The 15,627-nt window shown below is 45.6% G+C and carries 17 protein-coding genes; 11 read left to right on the plus strand and 6 right to left on the minus strand.

Annotation, left to right across the window (positions count from 1 at the left end; genetic code table 11):
* Window positions 1-190: 190 nt before the first annotated feature.
* Window positions 191-1,093 (minus strand): LysR family transcriptional regulator, encoded by a 903-nt coding sequence (locus tag ACY2RR_RS19715; RefSeq protein WP_490109896.1) that lies wholly within the window; start codon window positions 1,091-1,093, stop codon window positions 191-193.
* 159 nt (window positions 1,094-1,252) lie between these two features.
* Here ACY2RR_RS19715 and ACY2RR_RS19720 point away from each other — a divergent pair, with 159 nt between their 5' ends.
* The 5 genes from ACY2RR_RS19720 (at window position 1,253) to ACY2RR_RS19740 (ending at window position 4,662) form a co-directional block, all read left to right on the plus strand.
* Window positions 1,253-1,879: a glutathione S-transferase family protein gene (locus tag ACY2RR_RS19720; protein WP_490109897.1), complete on the plus strand. Its 627-nt coding sequence runs from the start codon at window positions 1,253-1,255 to the stop codon at window positions 1,877-1,879.
* A complete protein-coding gene (locus ACY2RR_RS19725; RefSeq protein ID WP_490109898.1) occupies window positions 1,876-2,334 on the plus strand; it encodes a nuclear transport factor 2 family protein in 459 nt (152 codons plus the stop codon). The genes ACY2RR_RS19720 and ACY2RR_RS19725 overlap by 4 nt, the downstream gene beginning before the upstream one ends.
* Entirely contained in the window at window positions 2,321-2,548 is a 228-nt protein-coding gene (locus tag ACY2RR_RS19730) for a tautomerase family protein (RefSeq protein ID WP_490109899.1), read from the plus strand. Before ACY2RR_RS19725 ends, ACY2RR_RS19730 begins: the two co-directional genes overlap by 14 nt.
* Before the next feature lie 423 nt (window positions 2,549-2,971).
* The gene (locus ACY2RR_RS19735) at window positions 2,972-4,267 is read left to right on the plus strand and encodes a hypothetical protein (RefSeq protein ID WP_490109900.1); all 1,296 of its coding nucleotides are present in this window, start codon (window positions 2,972-2,974) and stop codon (window positions 4,265-4,267) included.
* A gap of 32 nt (window positions 4,268-4,299) precedes the next feature.
* Window positions 4,300-4,662, plus strand: a complete 363-nt coding sequence (locus ACY2RR_RS19740) for a DUF1304 domain-containing protein (RefSeq protein WP_490109901.1) — start codon at window positions 4,300-4,302, stop codon at window positions 4,660-4,662.
* 77 nt (window positions 4,663-4,739) lie between these two features.
* On the opposite strand, the gene ACY2RR_RS19745 is transcribed toward ACY2RR_RS19740, so the two are convergent.
* Window positions 4,740-5,591: a PhzF family phenazine biosynthesis protein gene (locus ACY2RR_RS19745; RefSeq protein WP_490109902.1), complete on the minus strand. Its 852-nt coding sequence runs from the start codon at window positions 5,589-5,591 to the stop codon at window positions 4,740-4,742.
* Between the two features lie 515 nt (window positions 5,592-6,106).
* On the opposite strand from ACY2RR_RS19745, the gene ACY2RR_RS19750 reads away from it, so the two are divergent.
* The gene (locus ACY2RR_RS19750; RefSeq protein WP_490109903.1) at window positions 6,107-7,084 is read left to right on the plus strand and encodes a DUF1852 domain-containing protein; all 978 of its coding nucleotides are present in this window, start codon (window positions 6,107-6,109) and stop codon (window positions 7,082-7,084) included.
* A gap of 24 nt (window positions 7,085-7,108) precedes the next feature.
* A complete protein-coding gene (locus ACY2RR_RS19755; RefSeq protein ID WP_490109904.1) occupies window positions 7,109-8,137 on the plus strand; it encodes a methionine synthase in 1,029 nt (342 codons plus the stop codon).
* Window position 8,138: 1 nt separating this feature from the next.
* On the opposite strand, the gene ACY2RR_RS19760 is transcribed toward ACY2RR_RS19755, so the two are convergent.
* Window positions 8,139-8,969: a sulfite exporter TauE/SafE family protein gene (locus ACY2RR_RS19760; protein WP_490109905.1), complete on the minus strand. Its 831-nt coding sequence runs from the start codon at window positions 8,967-8,969 to the stop codon at window positions 8,139-8,141.
* A gap of 257 nt (window positions 8,970-9,226) precedes the next feature.
* Between ACY2RR_RS19760 and ACY2RR_RS19765 the strand changes: the two genes are divergently transcribed.
* Window positions 9,227-10,111 (plus strand): LysR family transcriptional regulator, encoded by an 885-nt coding sequence (locus tag ACY2RR_RS19765; RefSeq protein ID WP_490109906.1) that lies wholly within the window; start codon window positions 9,227-9,229, stop codon window positions 10,109-10,111.
* A 42-nt stretch (window positions 10,112-10,153) separates the two neighbouring features.
* Here the strand turns inward: ACY2RR_RS19765 and ACY2RR_RS19770 are convergent, their stop codons facing one another.
* The 3 genes from ACY2RR_RS19770 to ACY2RR_RS19780 all read right to left on the minus strand — a co-directional run bounded on the left by ACY2RR_RS19770 (window position 10,154) and on the right by ACY2RR_RS19780 (window position 12,158).
* The gene (locus tag ACY2RR_RS19770) at window positions 10,154-11,170 is read right to left on the minus strand and encodes a DNA-binding protein (protein ID WP_490109907.1); all 1,017 of its coding nucleotides are present in this window, start codon (window positions 11,168-11,170) and stop codon (window positions 10,154-10,156) included.
* 242 nt (window positions 11,171-11,412) lie between these two features.
* On the minus strand, window positions 11,413-11,640 hold the full coding sequence (locus ACY2RR_RS19775) for a DUF2798 domain-containing protein (protein ID WP_490109908.1): 228 nt from the start codon (window positions 11,638-11,640) through the stop codon (window positions 11,413-11,415).
* A gap of 29 nt (window positions 11,641-11,669) precedes the next feature.
* The gene (locus ACY2RR_RS19780) at window positions 11,670-12,158 is read right to left on the minus strand and encodes a DUF2938 domain-containing protein (protein ID WP_490109909.1); all 489 of its coding nucleotides are present in this window, start codon (window positions 12,156-12,158) and stop codon (window positions 11,670-11,672) included.
* A 100-nt stretch (window positions 12,159-12,258) separates the two neighbouring features.
* Between ACY2RR_RS19780 and ACY2RR_RS19785 the strand changes: the two genes are divergently transcribed.
* The 3 genes from ACY2RR_RS19785 (at window position 12,259) to ACY2RR_RS19795 (ending at window position 15,614) form a co-directional block, all read left to right on the plus strand.
* A complete protein-coding gene (locus tag ACY2RR_RS19785) occupies window positions 12,259-12,684 on the plus strand; it encodes a helix-turn-helix domain-containing protein (protein ID WP_490109910.1) in 426 nt (141 codons plus the stop codon).
* A gap of 358 nt (window positions 12,685-13,042) precedes the next feature.
* On the plus strand, window positions 13,043-13,690 hold the full coding sequence (locus ACY2RR_RS19790; RefSeq protein ID WP_490109911.1) for an isochorismatase family protein: 648 nt from the start codon (window positions 13,043-13,045) through the stop codon (window positions 13,688-13,690).
* Entirely contained in the window at window positions 13,680-15,614 is a 1,935-nt protein-coding gene (locus ACY2RR_RS19795) for an anthranilate synthase family protein (protein WP_490109912.1), read from the plus strand. The genes ACY2RR_RS19790 and ACY2RR_RS19795 overlap by 11 nt, the downstream gene beginning before the upstream one ends.
* The last annotated feature ends 13 nt before the right edge of the window (window positions 15,615-15,627 follow it).

Consider the following 15,627-nt stretch of genomic DNA (forward strand, 5'->3'; position numbering starts at 1 on the left):
CTCTATAATGATGTATATATTCGTCATTATAGGCTAATTTTTATAAAAAGATGAATATATCCATCATTTTTGGCGGTTATGTAATCCCCGAATCCTTTATCTGTGCTGGATGAACAGTCTCCTGAGTCTCTTGCTTTTGGTCGTTATATTGAAGAGAGCCATGAATATCTGGAACGCTCTAAAACTCCCGCTAAGCTTCAAGCGATTTCATATTCGCCTTTTGCTCCAAAAACCATTGTTCCAGGAAACTCATACACACTTTGAGTCTTAAGGGTACGTGGTGCCTCGCAGGATATAAGGCATAAAGCGTCAACTCTGGTTTCTCTGCTTCTGGTAAAACTTCCACAACATCTCCAGTAGCCAGTGCTTCCCGACAAACGAAATTCGGGATAAAGCCAATTCCCAAGCCTTGTTTTACGACATCTAACATGAAGGGGGTGCTATTCACTTTCAAACGACCGCTGACAGCAATGCCCCCATCCAGAGGCCAGATATTTTTGCCCTGGAAGTAGCTGTATACGAAACAGTTATGTTCAGACAGATCCTGCGGTTTCTTAATTATTGCCCGTGATGCCAAGTAGGCAGGGGCTGCACAAATGTGGTAGCTGAAACGCATTAAGGGTCGCCCTACATACTGCGTATCCAGGGGTTGGCTACTGGCTGTGAATCCTAAATCGAAGCCCTGTTCGATCAGATCAACCGAGTCATCTCCCAAATGAATATCCAGGTCGACCTCAGGGTATTCCTGCATAAAATCTGCAAAGGCCCGGGATAAATCCGTTAATCCCAAAGCCATGGGCGCATTGATTCGTAAGAGGCCACGAGGCCGTTGCTGCTGATTCTGTAATTGTGCATCCGCTTCATCCAGAAGGCTTAAAACCTGCTGGCATTTTATTAGATATTCACGTCCGGCCTGCGTGAGAGTTATCTGACGTGTTGAGCGTTGTAACAGGCGCGCTCCAACTTCATCTTCAAGCCGACGAACTTCTTTACTGATCAACGATTTGGCGTGTCCGATTTCACTCGCCACAGCCGTAAAGCTGCCCACTTCTGCCAAGCGGACAAAAAATCGGATAGCTCGCAGTTTATCCATAGAAAGCATTTCTCACGCTTAAAACCGTGTATCAATTGTCCCCATATTGAGAACAGTGATTTCATATTATCACTGTTTTTTACTTGGAAAGTGCTGTTTACACTCAGGGCACTTGTCGAATTCCCCGGCATGTCACCATCGTTAATGAGGAGCTTTTCTGTGTATACACTTTATTTTTCCCCTGACACATGCTCACTTGCCACACAGGTTCTGCTAAATGAACTTCAGCAGGAGGTGCGCCTTGTCCACAAACAGGATGTCCCAAACTATGCCGAGATAAACCCTACCGGTATGGTACCCACGCTGCGTGATGGCAATACGCTTCACCATGAAGGCGCAAATATTCTGTTTTACCTGCTGGAAAAGCATGACAGCCCATTATTACCCAAAACACCTCAAGCCCATTGGCAAGCTCGTGAGGATATCCATTTCGCCAATGCCACTATGCATCCGGCTTATGGTCGCCTGTTCTTTATCGCTTCAACCATTCTGAGCGGTATAGATAAAGCAGAGGCATTTCATGCAGCGGCTCAAGCTATCAACAGTTTATGGAATGTGGTGGAATCACGCCTCCAGAACCAGCCATTTTTAGGTGGGAGTCACCCATCCATGGCCGACATTCTGCTTACAGTATATGCCCGCTGGGGAACGGCCTTTCCAGTGAGCATCGCAATGGGAGCAGCAACAAAAGAAATGATGAAAGCTGTACTATCAATGCCCAGTTTCAATAAAGCACTCGCAGACCAGGCCGCTTACAAATCTTCAGCTGTCGAGATAGCGCCATGAGTAGCGGCGATACCGATACCATTAACAGCAACAAAATTGTAAGAAATGACAATGCCTTTCAAATTATAACGACCATGCTAAATCAGTATTTTGAAGGGCTGCATTATGGCGATGTGGCACGCCTCGTCCCTCTCTTTCATAAAGACGTGGTGTTAAAAGCACCGGGCCTTCGCCGAAACTTTGAGCAATGGTTACACGCTGTAGCCAACAGGGAAATCCCAGATCAAGCTGGTGAGCTTTGGCGGTTCAGGATCCTGGCGATAGAGATTATCGGAGATCAGGCCATAGCTAAGGTTCAGTGCCCACTGTTCGAGAAGTTTTATATTGATTTTCTCGGCTTTCTGCACGAGAACGGGCAGTGGCGTATTGTGAATAAAATGTATAGCGAACTACCGAACAGTTATTTCCCCAAATGCTCTTCAGAGAAGGAACTAATGCCTCATGCCATACGTTAATATCAAGATCACAGATGAGGGTGTTACACCCGAACAAAAACATCAGCTGATAACGGGTACAACACAACTACTGGTAGAGATACTTAACAAAGATCCAAGCACAACTTTCGTTGTCATCGATGAGGTTAATACAGATAACTGGGGTATTGGTTATCAATCGGTGACTGAGATTCGAAATAAATCGAATAGAAAGACCCCGTCAGAAAAACTATAGAAACGCATGAGCGGTGTTAAACGACCTTGTAGTGCTGAAACAGAGCATCCCTGTGTTGCAGTACCAGACAGTGTAGGTGCACTGATTCGATTTAATGTGTTCTCCTGATAGCAGAGAAGCTGAATCTGAAATGGGTTATACCCATGGCGATCAGTTCATCTACTTCTTTGCATCACCTGGCCAGCACAACGTCAGCTCAAAACCAATAAATAATTCTTTTCTGTCGGTTCGTCGTACGAGCTATGAGTAGTCGCTCGTACGACGAATTGACTACTCACCTGCTATGAAATAAAAACTCACTCACAGTTTTCACCTTCACATCCTACAAAATGCATCCATGGTTGTGTAATTCACGTACGTTGTGTGTGGGTTTCTGTAGTTGCTGTGCAAGAGACCTGTTACTTAAATGAACAGATCGCTGATATGCGACTACAGATAGAGAAAGGTGAAAACATGCCAGAGACAGGTGTAGCTAATACTGTCAGAGATGCATTATTCGGAAATACCCGCTCCAATGCACATGGAGTTCAGCTTGCAGAAATGGCTGATGCACGACAGGGGGCACTTTATTTTCTTGGAAATGCTGACTTTGTCCCTTACCCCAAACCTGTGTCTGTCGCATCTTCTGTTCTGACCGGAGTATTTGGAAATTCGGTGTTTCTGGAAGATATCTCAACACTCTCTTCTGCTTTTGTTTCCAAGACGCCATTGATCGGCACCAGTTTTGGCCAGGTACTGGCGAGCACCGGATCGGCTCTGGGGGAGTTTGCCCATAAGCTTGACAGTGAGATCTCTTCCTTCTTCGTACGGGTTCTGGACAAGCTTGCTTCTGTATTCGGACGTTACAGCAGTGTTGTGCGGGAAAAACTCCGATCACTTTCACCCACTGTGCTTGGTGCTTTGGTTGGGAAAATTGTTGGAGCTATACCTGGATGGAACTATGTAAAGTCAGCATCTCTGATATACAAAGGGGCACGGCAGGCAATATCCAATGTGTTTACCTTTTTCTCACAGGTATGGAGTGGTTACGAAGTCGATCTTTTGGGTGGTCACCCATCTGTGATTGCCAATGCCCTGGCCCGCCATTCCCTTGCTAAAGCGGGGAGTGGGGTAAAGGATGCGGCAATAGAATTGACTATGGCTGGCCTGACTGCGGCTGGTGATCTGGCGGGCATGTTGGGAACTGTTGTCAGTGTGTTGAAGACTGTGCTTCTGGCTGTAGTGAACTTTATAGAAGGAATGGTGCAGAAGTTTTTTGTAAGAAAGGCTTTGAAAGAAGCTGATGCAGATTGGAAGATCCGGGAGTCTTCACGATCCATGATTTACAATCATGATGAGTTCTCGAAGTGGTTTCAGTCAGCCGTTATTCCTTGCCCTATTATCGCCGCCATGACTTTAAATTCAGGTTTTGTTGCTCACCCTTATCGTTTTCTCAAATTAATTGACGCAGACAACAACCTGAAAACAGAAGCTGATTATATAAAGGGTGCCCAGCACATCGCCAAATTGAAGGAAATCAGTAAAAGCTATATCACAAACTACGTGAAGGAGTATGAAATGCGATTTATTGGCAAGGACAGCTTGGTGAGCGCACGTATGAACGATATTATTCTAGGCAAAGGCTTTGCTACACCACCGCCGATGTTTGCTTATAACTCCGTGAGGTTGACGAAAACCGGAACCGGCAGCTCTCCAGATGCGTGGGAACTGAAAGCCTGATAAATACGACACCACTCAGTTAAGGTTCTGTAATGGAATATATCGCTATAGCTCTTGTTGCACTTGTAGCTCTGGAACATCTCTACATATTGGTTTTAGAAATGTTCCTCTGGACAAAACCAAGAACGCGGAAGGTTTTTGGGATTTCCAAAGAGGATGCAGAAACATCCAAAGTGCTCGCTGCAAATCAGGGGCTTTATAACGGATTTCTTTCAGCTGGCTTAGTATGGGGACTGCTATACGCTGACCCTGTTGCCGGAGAACACATTCAGATGTTTTTTCTGATGTGTGTCGTTGTTGCTGCCATCTACGGTGGAATGACTGCCAAGAAGTCTATTTTACTGGTGCAGGGGCTTCCTGCAGTTCTTGCACTTGCCAGTGTTGTTTTCTTCTAGAAAAACAAGAGCCACAGTTTTTAATAGGCTGTGGCTCGCTTATATCAAAAGTGCATGAGTAAAAGCACTCCCTTGCGTTAAACAAAATTGATATCAGCCACTTTCACAACATCTCCAGACACCTGGACATTCGTAATTATGCCTTCACTTTCTTCTACCAGAACCTCAATAGAACTTGGCCGGTTGAGGAAGCGGCCCTGCGAAATGGTTATTGGCTCATTGGCCTGTGCAATATTGTTTTTGCATAGATAAACCCCGGCAGGCCCAGCGGCACTTCCTGTAGCGATGTCTTCAACCGCACCGTTGTTATCCCAGGTTCGAGCCTCCAGAGTGTTCACATCTAATATATAAGCGAACTTGGCATGAAAGTGTGCAAGAAGAGCTTCGAAATCTGAGCTCATAATTCGTGCGCTCTCCAGACCACTGTTAACTGGAACAATAAGGTAGGGCAGACCAGTTGATATCACTTCACACGGATAGCTGGTGAGATTATCACTGTCTAGATTCAGTGCAGTTAATACTTCAAGGGTTTCCCCCTGGTTCAATACATGAAGAAACTCCGGAGAGCCCTGGCTCATACTGGCATGAAAATACTGCTCTGTTTTTTGTGTATGAACCTTTACAGATTTCTTATTCAGCTCAATGGTGAACACCTGAGGTTCTTCATTTCCTGTTTGCTCATGAAGGTGAGCGGCGAGACCAATAATAGGGTGGCCAGCAAAGTCCAGCTCTTCTTCAACGGTGAAAATGCGTGCTCGAACAGTCGATTCTCTGGAAGCTTTTGATACGAAAATAGATTCGAACTGCCGCATTTCCTGAGTAAGCGCCTGCATTCTCTCATCAGAAAGAAAATCATAATCGTAAAAAATGGTCAGTCCATTACCGGATAATTGTTCTTTGGCGAAAACGTCTACAAGCTTGCACTTCATTGATGATGCCCCGATTTTTGGGGAAGAATTATAGGGCGTGTTGGATTATCAAGACAGGTATAAGGCGAATGCCTTTTCGGCGTTAAGGTGTTTTCGGTCTGGCTGACATCAATGATTTATACAATCATATGTCAGTGATAAGTAAATGAGACCTACTCACTCCTGGGTTTACCTGGAAGAAATCATCAGAAAAAGGGGGAGGCTGTGGATCGATCTGCAGCTTTGATGATTTCGATTAACGTTGCCCACGCACCAGGAGACATTGTCGAGTAAATCATGAGACTTTTTCATCAAACAATGAAATAAAATCAATTTTATTCATGAAATATTAAAAGTATAAAATGCACTCTGCTCTTAGCTCTAGACAACATTACGGTTGATTTTTAATCAAGCATCGGGATAAGAATCAAACAGCTGTGATGACTATTGACTGGGAATATCAGAAAAATTTTAACGACCCTGATATAGCAAAAACTACATTCGGGTTTTCTCAGAAAATAGGGTGCCAAACTACCATGGGTAAAGACTTCACATTTGATGTTAAGAGCATTTGCTTCGATGAAAACTATCATCCATCGGATAACACACGCATAACCACTAACTTTGCCAATTTGGCTAGAGGTAATAATCGCAAAGAGAATCTGCGTAATGCCTTGAATATGATTGACAACAGTTTTAATGCGCTGGCGCATTGGGATAACCCTGAAGGTAATCGTTACTCTGTTGAGCTTGAGATCATTTCAGTTGATATGGATATAGAAAGTAGTGGCCAGACTTTCCCGTCAATTGAAGTGCTGAAAACAAATATCGTCGATCGTAAAACTGGCAAACTCATAGAGGGAATTGTAGGTAACAACTTTTCTTCTTACGTGCGTGATTACGATTTCAGTGTATTGCTTTTAGATCACAATAAGGACAAGGCTGGATTCAGTATACCTGACAACTTTGGTGAACTGCACGGGAAGTTGTTTAAATGCTTCATAAATTCAGAGGCTTATAAAAATAACTTCAGCAAACCTCCTGTGATATGCCTGAGTGTCTCAGACAACAAAACTTACTATCGTACTGAAAACCAGCATCCTGTTCTGGGCACTGAATACCAGCCCAATGAATCGTCTTTAACAGAACAGTACTTTAAAAAAATGGGGCTGCAGGTTCGTTACTTTATGCCGCCCAACAGTGTTGCTCCTCTAGCCTTTTACTTTTTTGGTGATCTACTGAGCGATTACACCAACCTTGAGCTGATCAGCACAATCAGCACCATGGAAACGTTCCAGAAAATCTATAGGCCTGAGATTTACAATGCGAATGCTGCTGCAGGAAAGTGCTACCAACCAAGTTTAAAGAATCTGGATCACTCATTAACTCAAATCGTTTATGACCGGGAAGAGCGCAGCAGGTTGGCTATTGAGCAGGGTAAATTTGCTGAGGAACACTTTATCAAACCAAACAAAGCTGTTCTTGAACAGTGGTCAGCAAATTGCTCTTTTTAATCCTGGCAGATAGAAGAATTCAGTATGACAACATTATTACCTACTTCAACGGCTGGCAGTTTGCCTAAGCCTTCCTGGCTTGCACAACCTGAAAAGCTCTGGTCACCGTGGAAGCTTCAAGGTGAAGAGTTAGTTGACGGAAAACACGATGCATTGCGTTTGTCTCTGCAGGAGCAACAGCAGGCAGGTGTGGATATAGTCAGTGATGGCGAACAGACGCGTCAGCATTTTGTGACAACATTCATTGAGCACCTGAGTGGTGTTGATTTTGAGAATCGTAAAACCGTTAAGATTCGTGACCGCTATGACGCGAGTGTGCCTACAGTTGTTGGTGCTGTTTCCAGACCAAAGCCTGTTTTTGTTGAGGATGCCAGGTTTTTACGCCAGCAGACCAAACAACCCATCAAGTGGGCTCTGCCCGGCCCCATGACGATGGTGGATACACTTTATGATGACCACTATAAAAGCCGCGAGAAACTTGCCTGGGAGTTCGCAAAAATACTCAACCAGGAAGCCAGAGAGCTCGAAGCAGCCGGGGTTGATATCATTCAGTTTGATGAGCCGGCATTTAATGTGTTTTTTAATGAAGTGAATGACTGGGGGATTGCTGCTTTAGAAAGAGCAATCGAAGGGCTTAGCTGTGAAACAGCCGTACATATTTGCTATGGATATGGCATTAAGGCGAATACTGACTGGAAAAAAACCTTGGGCAGTGAGTGGCGCCAATATGAAGAAGTGTTTCCCAGGCTGCAACAATCCAATATCGATATTATCTCTCTGGAATGCCACAACTCTCATGTGCCAGTCGAGTTGCTTGAGCTTGTGCGTGGTAAAAAAGTGATGGTTGGGGCCATTGATGTTGCAACGGATACAATCGAGACTCCGGAAGAAGTTGCTGATACTCTGCGAAAATCTCTCAAGTATGTTGATGCTGACAAGCTCTACCCCTGCACCAACTGCGGTATGGCACCTTTATCTCGCCAGGTCGCAATGGGCAAATTGAATGCTTTAAGTGCAGGCGCAGAAATCATCCGCAGAGAGCTATCAGCATAGCTTACAGGTAAAGCTGTGCCAGCATGCGTAAGCCAGTCAAAAGTAATACGACAGCGAAAACCTTTTTAAGTTTTGCAGCATCAAGTTTAGCTGCCAGTGATGCCCCTACAGGTGCGAACAATACTGTCAGGGGCACAATGCAAACAAAGCCAATCAGGTTAACTAAACCAAATGTGCCAGCTGGTGCATCTGATGGGGTTATGCCTAACGTGAGCATTGTCAGGGCACCTGGCAGGGAAATGATTAAACCTATTGCCGCAGCAGTACCAACAGCCTTGTGAGCAGGGTAGTTATAGAGGGTCAGTAGTGGTACAGAGATAGTGCCACCGCCAATGCCGACCATGGAACTGAAAAAGCCAATGGAAGAGCCCATAACTGATTGCCCAGTTGTACCGGGCAGTTTTTGGAACAGTGCTGATTTCCCCGTTCTAAACAACATATTGAGTGCAGACAAGGTTGCTATCACACCGAACAGTGCTGTTAGCAAAGAGCCGTCAACTCGAGTGACCAGCCAACTGCCAGCCAATACTCCAAAGAAGATAAATGCGGCCCATCTTTTCAGCAGGCCAAAGTCTACATTTCCTTTCTTATGGTGAGAACGAATTGAACTAACAGACGTTGGTATTATGGTTGCCAGCGAAGTGGCTGTTGCAACCAGCATTGCCGACTCTGCTGAAACGCCGAAGCTCTGGAACAAGAAAAACAGCACAGGGACGATTACGATACCGCCGCCAACTCCCAGCAAGCCTGCTAAAACACCAGCAAACACTCCTGTAACAGCCAATGCCAGAAATGTAGGGGTATTAGTTATTATTAACTCAACGATGCTCATTAATTATGACTTCTTTTTGTGACCGATAAGAACTCTGCCAGCGATACTTATGACAGATGTCGTTTCTGAGTTGGGAATCCATTTCCTAATGCAAAACGATAATCTTTTTCTGTTTTGCAAAATGATATTTTAATTATTCTTGAATCATTAGAACTCACGATGAGATTGTAATAATAGTTAACACATGAGTATTAATGATATATTTTCATCATTGAGTGAAATCTACTCATATTTTGGTTGTAGGCTGGAGTCACCTGATGTTAGAGAGAACGCACTTAGAAATACTAACTGCAATAAAAGAACATGGAACTCTAACGAAAGCAGCCGATTCATTGCATCTATCCCAGTCTGCACTCAGTCATAGTATTAAAAAGCTTGAAGGGCAGATCGCCACGACTATATGGGAAAAAGATGGTCGTAACCTGCGTCTTACTTCTGCCGGCGAGCGTATTCAAGCCCTTGCTGATCGAGTGCTCCCGCAGTTCTTACACACTGAATTATTGCTGAATAAGATTGCAAAGGGTGAAATGGGAGCGCTGCGAATAGGGATGGAGTGCCACCCTTGTTATCAGTGGTTGCTTAGAGTTATACAGCCCTATCTTGAGCAGTGGCCAGATATAGATATAGATGTGAGGCAGGAGTTCCAGTTTGGAGCTTTGGGTGCATTGCTAAGCTACGAAATTGATGTATTGATTACGCCAGACCCGCTGTTCAAACCAAAGATAGAATACATCCCTGTTTTCGATTATGAGCATAGGCTTGTAGTTGCTGAGTCGCACCGCCTTGCAAAGCATGATTTTGTGGTGCCTGATCAGCTAAGTGAAGAAGTTCTATTTAGTTATCCCGTTGAGCCCCAGAGGCTAGATATCTTTAGCCAGTTTCTCAGCCCGGCAAAGTGTTCTGTAAAGAAGCACAAAACGATTGAAACAACTGAAATCATGTTACAGATGGTCGCCGCTGGCCGAGGTGTCTGTGCTTTGCCTGGCTGGTTAGTTGATGAGTACTCGAAATCAATGCCGATCAAAAGTATTCGTTTTGGTGAGCAGGGTATTGGTAAACAGATCTTTGTTGGCATTCGCAAAGATGAGCAGCAAATTGACTACTTAAAAGACTTCATTACCCAAGCTAAAAAAACAAAATAACCTGTTATGGCTGAAGACTTTAGAGATAGTTTTATCCGCAACCTATGCATTATTCTCCAGTGTTTCTTTCTTGAGAATCTCTAACTGATGTTGGAGATCCTGAACACTTTTCTCCAATGTCGTCCTACTCTCACGGAGTTCTGTTTTATCTCGTTCCAGAGCAGTGATTTCTGCACTCTGCTTCAGGTTCTCTCGAGTAAGTGACATAAGTTCACTTGATTGATTGTCGCAGCGCTGTTGCAGTGTTTTCACATCCTGTTGTAGCTGGGACATCTGGTTGGACTGGCTGCGATAGTTCTCTTCTTTATCCCGAAGCTGGGTGTAAAGACTCTTTTGTTCGGTGACCAGGCTTCCACACTGGTGGTTGAGTTTTGAAAGCTGTTCGTTCTTGCCTGCCAGTTCATCCCGGGTATTTTTCAACTCCTGATTGAGCAGGGTTCGTTCCTGATCGTAGCGGTCTTGGTCTTGCTGGCGCTGTTCAGCTACTGCATTTTGATAATGTTCCAGTGCAAGGCGGGTTTGCTGGTGTTTATCCTCGAGTGAATCGATTCGAGTCTGCTGGAGAGCTGCTTTCTCTTTTTCCTCGGCAAGCTGTGTTTGTGCCTGGACTCTCAGTTGTTGTTCCTGTTCCTGCTTTTCTACAGCTTTTGCCAGTTGGTGTTCAAGCTTCTCTGCATTCAGAGTGGCGTTGTGCAGCCGGTTTTCAAGCTGCTTTATACGCTTGGCAGCTTCATCCAGAAGATTGTTCTTCTGCGCTAATTGTTCTCTGAAGTGAGCCTCTGAAGCAGATGTTGCTTTTTGAATCGTGTCTGTTGCTTCTTCTTCGAGTTGCTCACTCAGTTGTTTAACCAGGTTTAAAACACTGTTGCTGATGTTTGATGTATTACCAAGAAGAGTTTCGTTACGGTTTTCCCAGCGCTTTTTGTGCTCGTTGATCGTAGTGCGGGAACCGGTTCCCAGTTGTTCGCGAATCCTGTCAACGGTGGGCTGTATGCCTCTCGAGGCGAGAGTATTGCAGGTACTGGCAACTTGGGAGTATGTGATTCCTGGGCGAGGCATGTTCTTAAGGCTATAAAATTATGTATACATAATATGATATATAACGTTACATGGATTATCAAAGGGTAGTTTATACGTAGTATAAATAAAGACTGATAATTATATTTATTGGTCTAAATGTTGTGAGTCTGTTCCAATTGTTAATGTGTGTGGTTCTACCACGAATGATTGAGGGACAAGCTTCGATTTCGAATAAGCAAAACAAGAGAAACCCCGCCTGCTAAGCGGGGAGAGTGGGTGCCTCATTGCACAGTAACTCTGGCTACAATCTGTCTCACAAATGGAGCAACAACGGCAACAGTCGGAAATGCAACTGGCCAGGTTGTCAGGCAGCTTTTCAACCAGAGAGTGAAGAATTCATTACTCAACCCCTGTGATGTCAGCAGTACAAACGCAGAAACAATACCGACCATAATGGCTGAGAGCAGGGCGCTGAACAGCAGTGGGGCAAAGCGAGCAGGTATACGCATAGTAATCTCCTTATATTTTTTAAATTAAGTCAGGCGAACAGGTGCTGTAAGGCCCGGCAGGAAACGTAAAGGCCCGCACCAAAAACGCCATGGGTAATAAGGCTCTGCAATCTTGCAGAAGCTGGGTTCTTAGATCGGGAAGAGGCAATACCTGCCCCCATACCTGGCTGCATCAAAAGGAAAGGTGCAAGCACTGTCGCAAAGCCAAGAGTGAGCGCAGGCCCAAGCGTTGGGTTTTGAAACCATTCACTCCCCCATAAAGCAGCCATCAGAAAGGCAAAGGTGACACCTGTCAGATAGTGGAATGCCCACCCAATAATCTGTTCGCCAGCAACGGGCTTACTCTTTGTGATGGATCGATGGCAGAACTGGCCATGATTCATATGTCCTATCCAGCGGCCAACCATTGAATAGTTCGGTGCTGCTACTCCCATAAGTGGCTGTCGAATAATGCCCCATATATCCATGATGACAGTTGCCCCTATCCCGGTCAGAACAACGATTGGCACGAAATCCATAGCCTACCTCCTTGCTTTTTGGTGTTATCGCTTGATTGTTTTGTGGAAGGTGCAGTGATAGCGTACAACCTCAAGTCAACTTGAGGTCAAGGGGAGAAAAATGGATATCTCCGAAGTGGTCAAACTGTCAGGCCTTCCTGCTTCAACACTCCGGTATTACGAAGAAAAAGGTTTGATTCAGTCTGTTGGCAGACGAGGGTTACATCGAATATTTCACAGCAATGTTGTAGAACGATTAGCTTTGATTGCTCTGGGGCGTAGTGCTGGCTTTCGCCTGGACGAAATTTCTCAAATGCTAGGTACAGGCGGAAAGCCAGATATTGATCGGGGAATGCTGTTGGAAAAGGCAGATGAAATCGATCTGTCCATCAAAAAGCTTGAAGCTATGCGAGATGGGCTTCGCCATGCGGCAGTATGCTCCGCACCCAGCCATATGGAATGTCCAAAGTTTCAGCGGCTTTTGGGATTAGCCGCGTCAGGAGCAATTGGGGATAGCAAAAGGAAAAAGCGAAATAAGAAAAAGTAATTCTCCGAAATATTACGCTGTGCCAATAGTAATGACTTGTTTGAAACAGATAGAAAGATTCCGTTGTTAGTTTTTGAATTTTCACGCTTTATTAAGTTTCAGAAGCTTATCAACAACCTCTAATGAATTCCTTCGAATCAAATCCCCCTGTCAGCTTTAACAGCTACCTGTAAAAAATCTTCGCGCTTATCTTAGCAAAACAACCGGTAATGCTTATACGGTACTGGTCGTACGAAATATTTAAAGAGCATTAATTAAATGTTTCCAGACGTTTCATTCACAGATTTAAAGCGGCCCTGACGCTACCTGTAAGACGTTATTAAGAAAACAATATTTATCAGTCAAGGAGAAGATGAACATGCCAGGCATCCCCCCTATTGCTCCGTACTCGGTGCCACGGGAGCTTCTGCCAAATATTGTTAACTGGCAGATTGATCCCGAACGCGCCGTATTGTTAATTCACGATATGCAGAATTACTTTCTGCGTCCTTTTTCTGATACGCACAAAGCTGCTACGGCGCTGATTCACAATGCCGCAACATTGCGCGAAGCCTGCAAACGTGCCGGTATTCCTGTGGCTTACACAGCTCAACCTGGTGATATGAGCCAGCAACAGCGGGGGCTGCTGAATGATTTCTGGGGTCCGGGAATGAAGACGACTGCTGAAGATCGCTCTGTTATTTCCTCACTTACCCCCAGTAATAATGACTGGATGCTTACCAAATGGCGTTATAGCGCGTTTGTAAAAACCAACCTGCTTAAGCGCATGCTTGATGAAGGGCGTGACCAGCTGATTATTTGCGGTGTTTATGCCCATGTCGGGATTTTATCAACAGCGCTGGAAGCTTTTTCCAATGATATTCAGCCATTTGTCATCAACGATGCAACTGCTGATTTCTGCGAAGAAGACCACACCATGGCGTTGAATTATGCCTCACGCAACTGCGCCATGGTGCTGACCACTGCCCAGGTGATGGAACATGTGGAGGTATCCCATGAGCTATAACAGCCTGGGGCAAACTCAGAAAATAATGGACGATTTACTCTCCATTAATCCACCGGCTTTTGCTTTGCTGCATCGCCCGGAATCTTCTGGCAGGGAATGCGTTGAATTTATTACAGGTGCCGCTGACATATATCAGTCCCTGGATGATATTGCGCTGGCAGAGATCTCACATGACAACACTGACTCTTGCCACGAAAAACTGGTTCTACTTCCTTACCGGCAGATTCGGGAACGAGGTTTTGAAGCGACAGACGATAGCACTCCTCTGGTTGCCATCGACATACAAAGGCAGGAAAAGTGCACGGTAGAGGATGTTATTCAATCCATTCCGTCGCAGCCTCTATCGCTGAAAAACGCTGGTTTCGATATCGCTGATGATGACTACGCCAGCATGGTCAGCAGTGTTCTGGAGCGTGAGATAGGCCGTGGTCTCGGCGCCAGCTTTGTACTGCAACGCTCATACACTGCCGAACTGGATTGTCATCCCGTTGTTGCGGCACTCAACATTTTTCGCAATCTTCTCACCCAGGAATCCGGCTCATACTGGATTTTTGTCGTGCATACCGGTGAGCGAACGCTGGTAGGTGCTACCCCTGAACGTCATATCACCCTCAACAACGGCACAGCCGTTATGAACCCGATCAGCGGCACTTACCGTTATCCGGTGACCGGACCAAAGCTATCCGAAATCACTTCGTTTCTGAGCGACAAGAAAGAAGCGGATGAGCTTTATATGGTTGTGGATGAAGAGCTGAAAATGATGGCTCAGGTATGTGATAACGGCGGCATTGTACAGGGGCCGATGCTGAAAGAGATGGCTCGTCTTGCTCATACGGAATACATGATCCAGGGACACACTTCTCTCAATCCTTTGCAGATTCTTAAAGAGACCATGTTTGCTCCCTCGGTCACGGGCAGCCCACAGGAAAGTGCTGCCCGCGTTATTCATCAATATGAACCTGATGGCCGTGGTTATTACAGTGGCGTTGTTGCACTTATTGGCCAGTCCGAAGGGCAGCGTACCCTGGATTCCAGCATCCTTATCCGGACGGCAGATATCAATAACTGCAGCCATATGCGCATTGCTGTTGGTGCAACTCTGGTTCGTGGCTCTAATCCGAAGGCTGAAGCTGAAGAGACCAGAGCCAAGGCTTCCGGGCTTCTGGCCGCTATTAACGGGCAACCCAGGAGCTTCAGTCAACATCCTGATGTTCAGCGTTTACTGGCGCAGCGTAATCAGGGTATTGGCGATTTCTGGCTTAACAACAGTCGGCATAACACTCATTCAGACGCACCGCTGGCTGGTAAAAAAGTACTGATCATTGATGCTGAAGACACCTTCTCCTCCATGATCATGCACCAGCTTCGTTCTCTGGGATGTCAGGCAGATGTGAAGCGATATGACGAAGAATACAGTTTTAACGGTAATCATGACCTGGTGGTGATGGGCCCTGGTCCGGGAGACCCTCAGGATAGGGATGATGGCAAGATTGCCCACATTTATAACGCTGTACACCAGCTGCTTGAACAGCAGCAGCCCTTCCTGGCGGTTTGCCTGAGCCATCAGGTGTTAACAGCTACACTGGGTCTGCCTCTTGTCCGCCGGGACGACCCCAACCAGGGTGTACAGAAAGGCATTAATCTGTTCGGCAAACCAGAGAGTGTTGGTTTCTACAACACTTTTGCTGCCCGCTGTGAGCACAACACTATTTCCCTGCCTGGAAACAGAGGTACTGCAGATCTGTCCCGTGATGCTGAAAGTGGTGAAGTGCACGCCATACGCGGCCAGGGGTTTTGCGGTATCCAGTTTCACCCTGAATCCATTCTGACTGTGGATGGGGCTCGCATTTTTGAAGAGCTTCTTGTCCGCCTTTCCTCACAGGATACGAAAAAAACAAGCGTGAAGTTCGAACAAGTCGCGTGATCATACGTTCAAG

It is taken from the genome of Parendozoicomonas sp. 2304DJ65-17 (genome assembly GCF_058148445.1).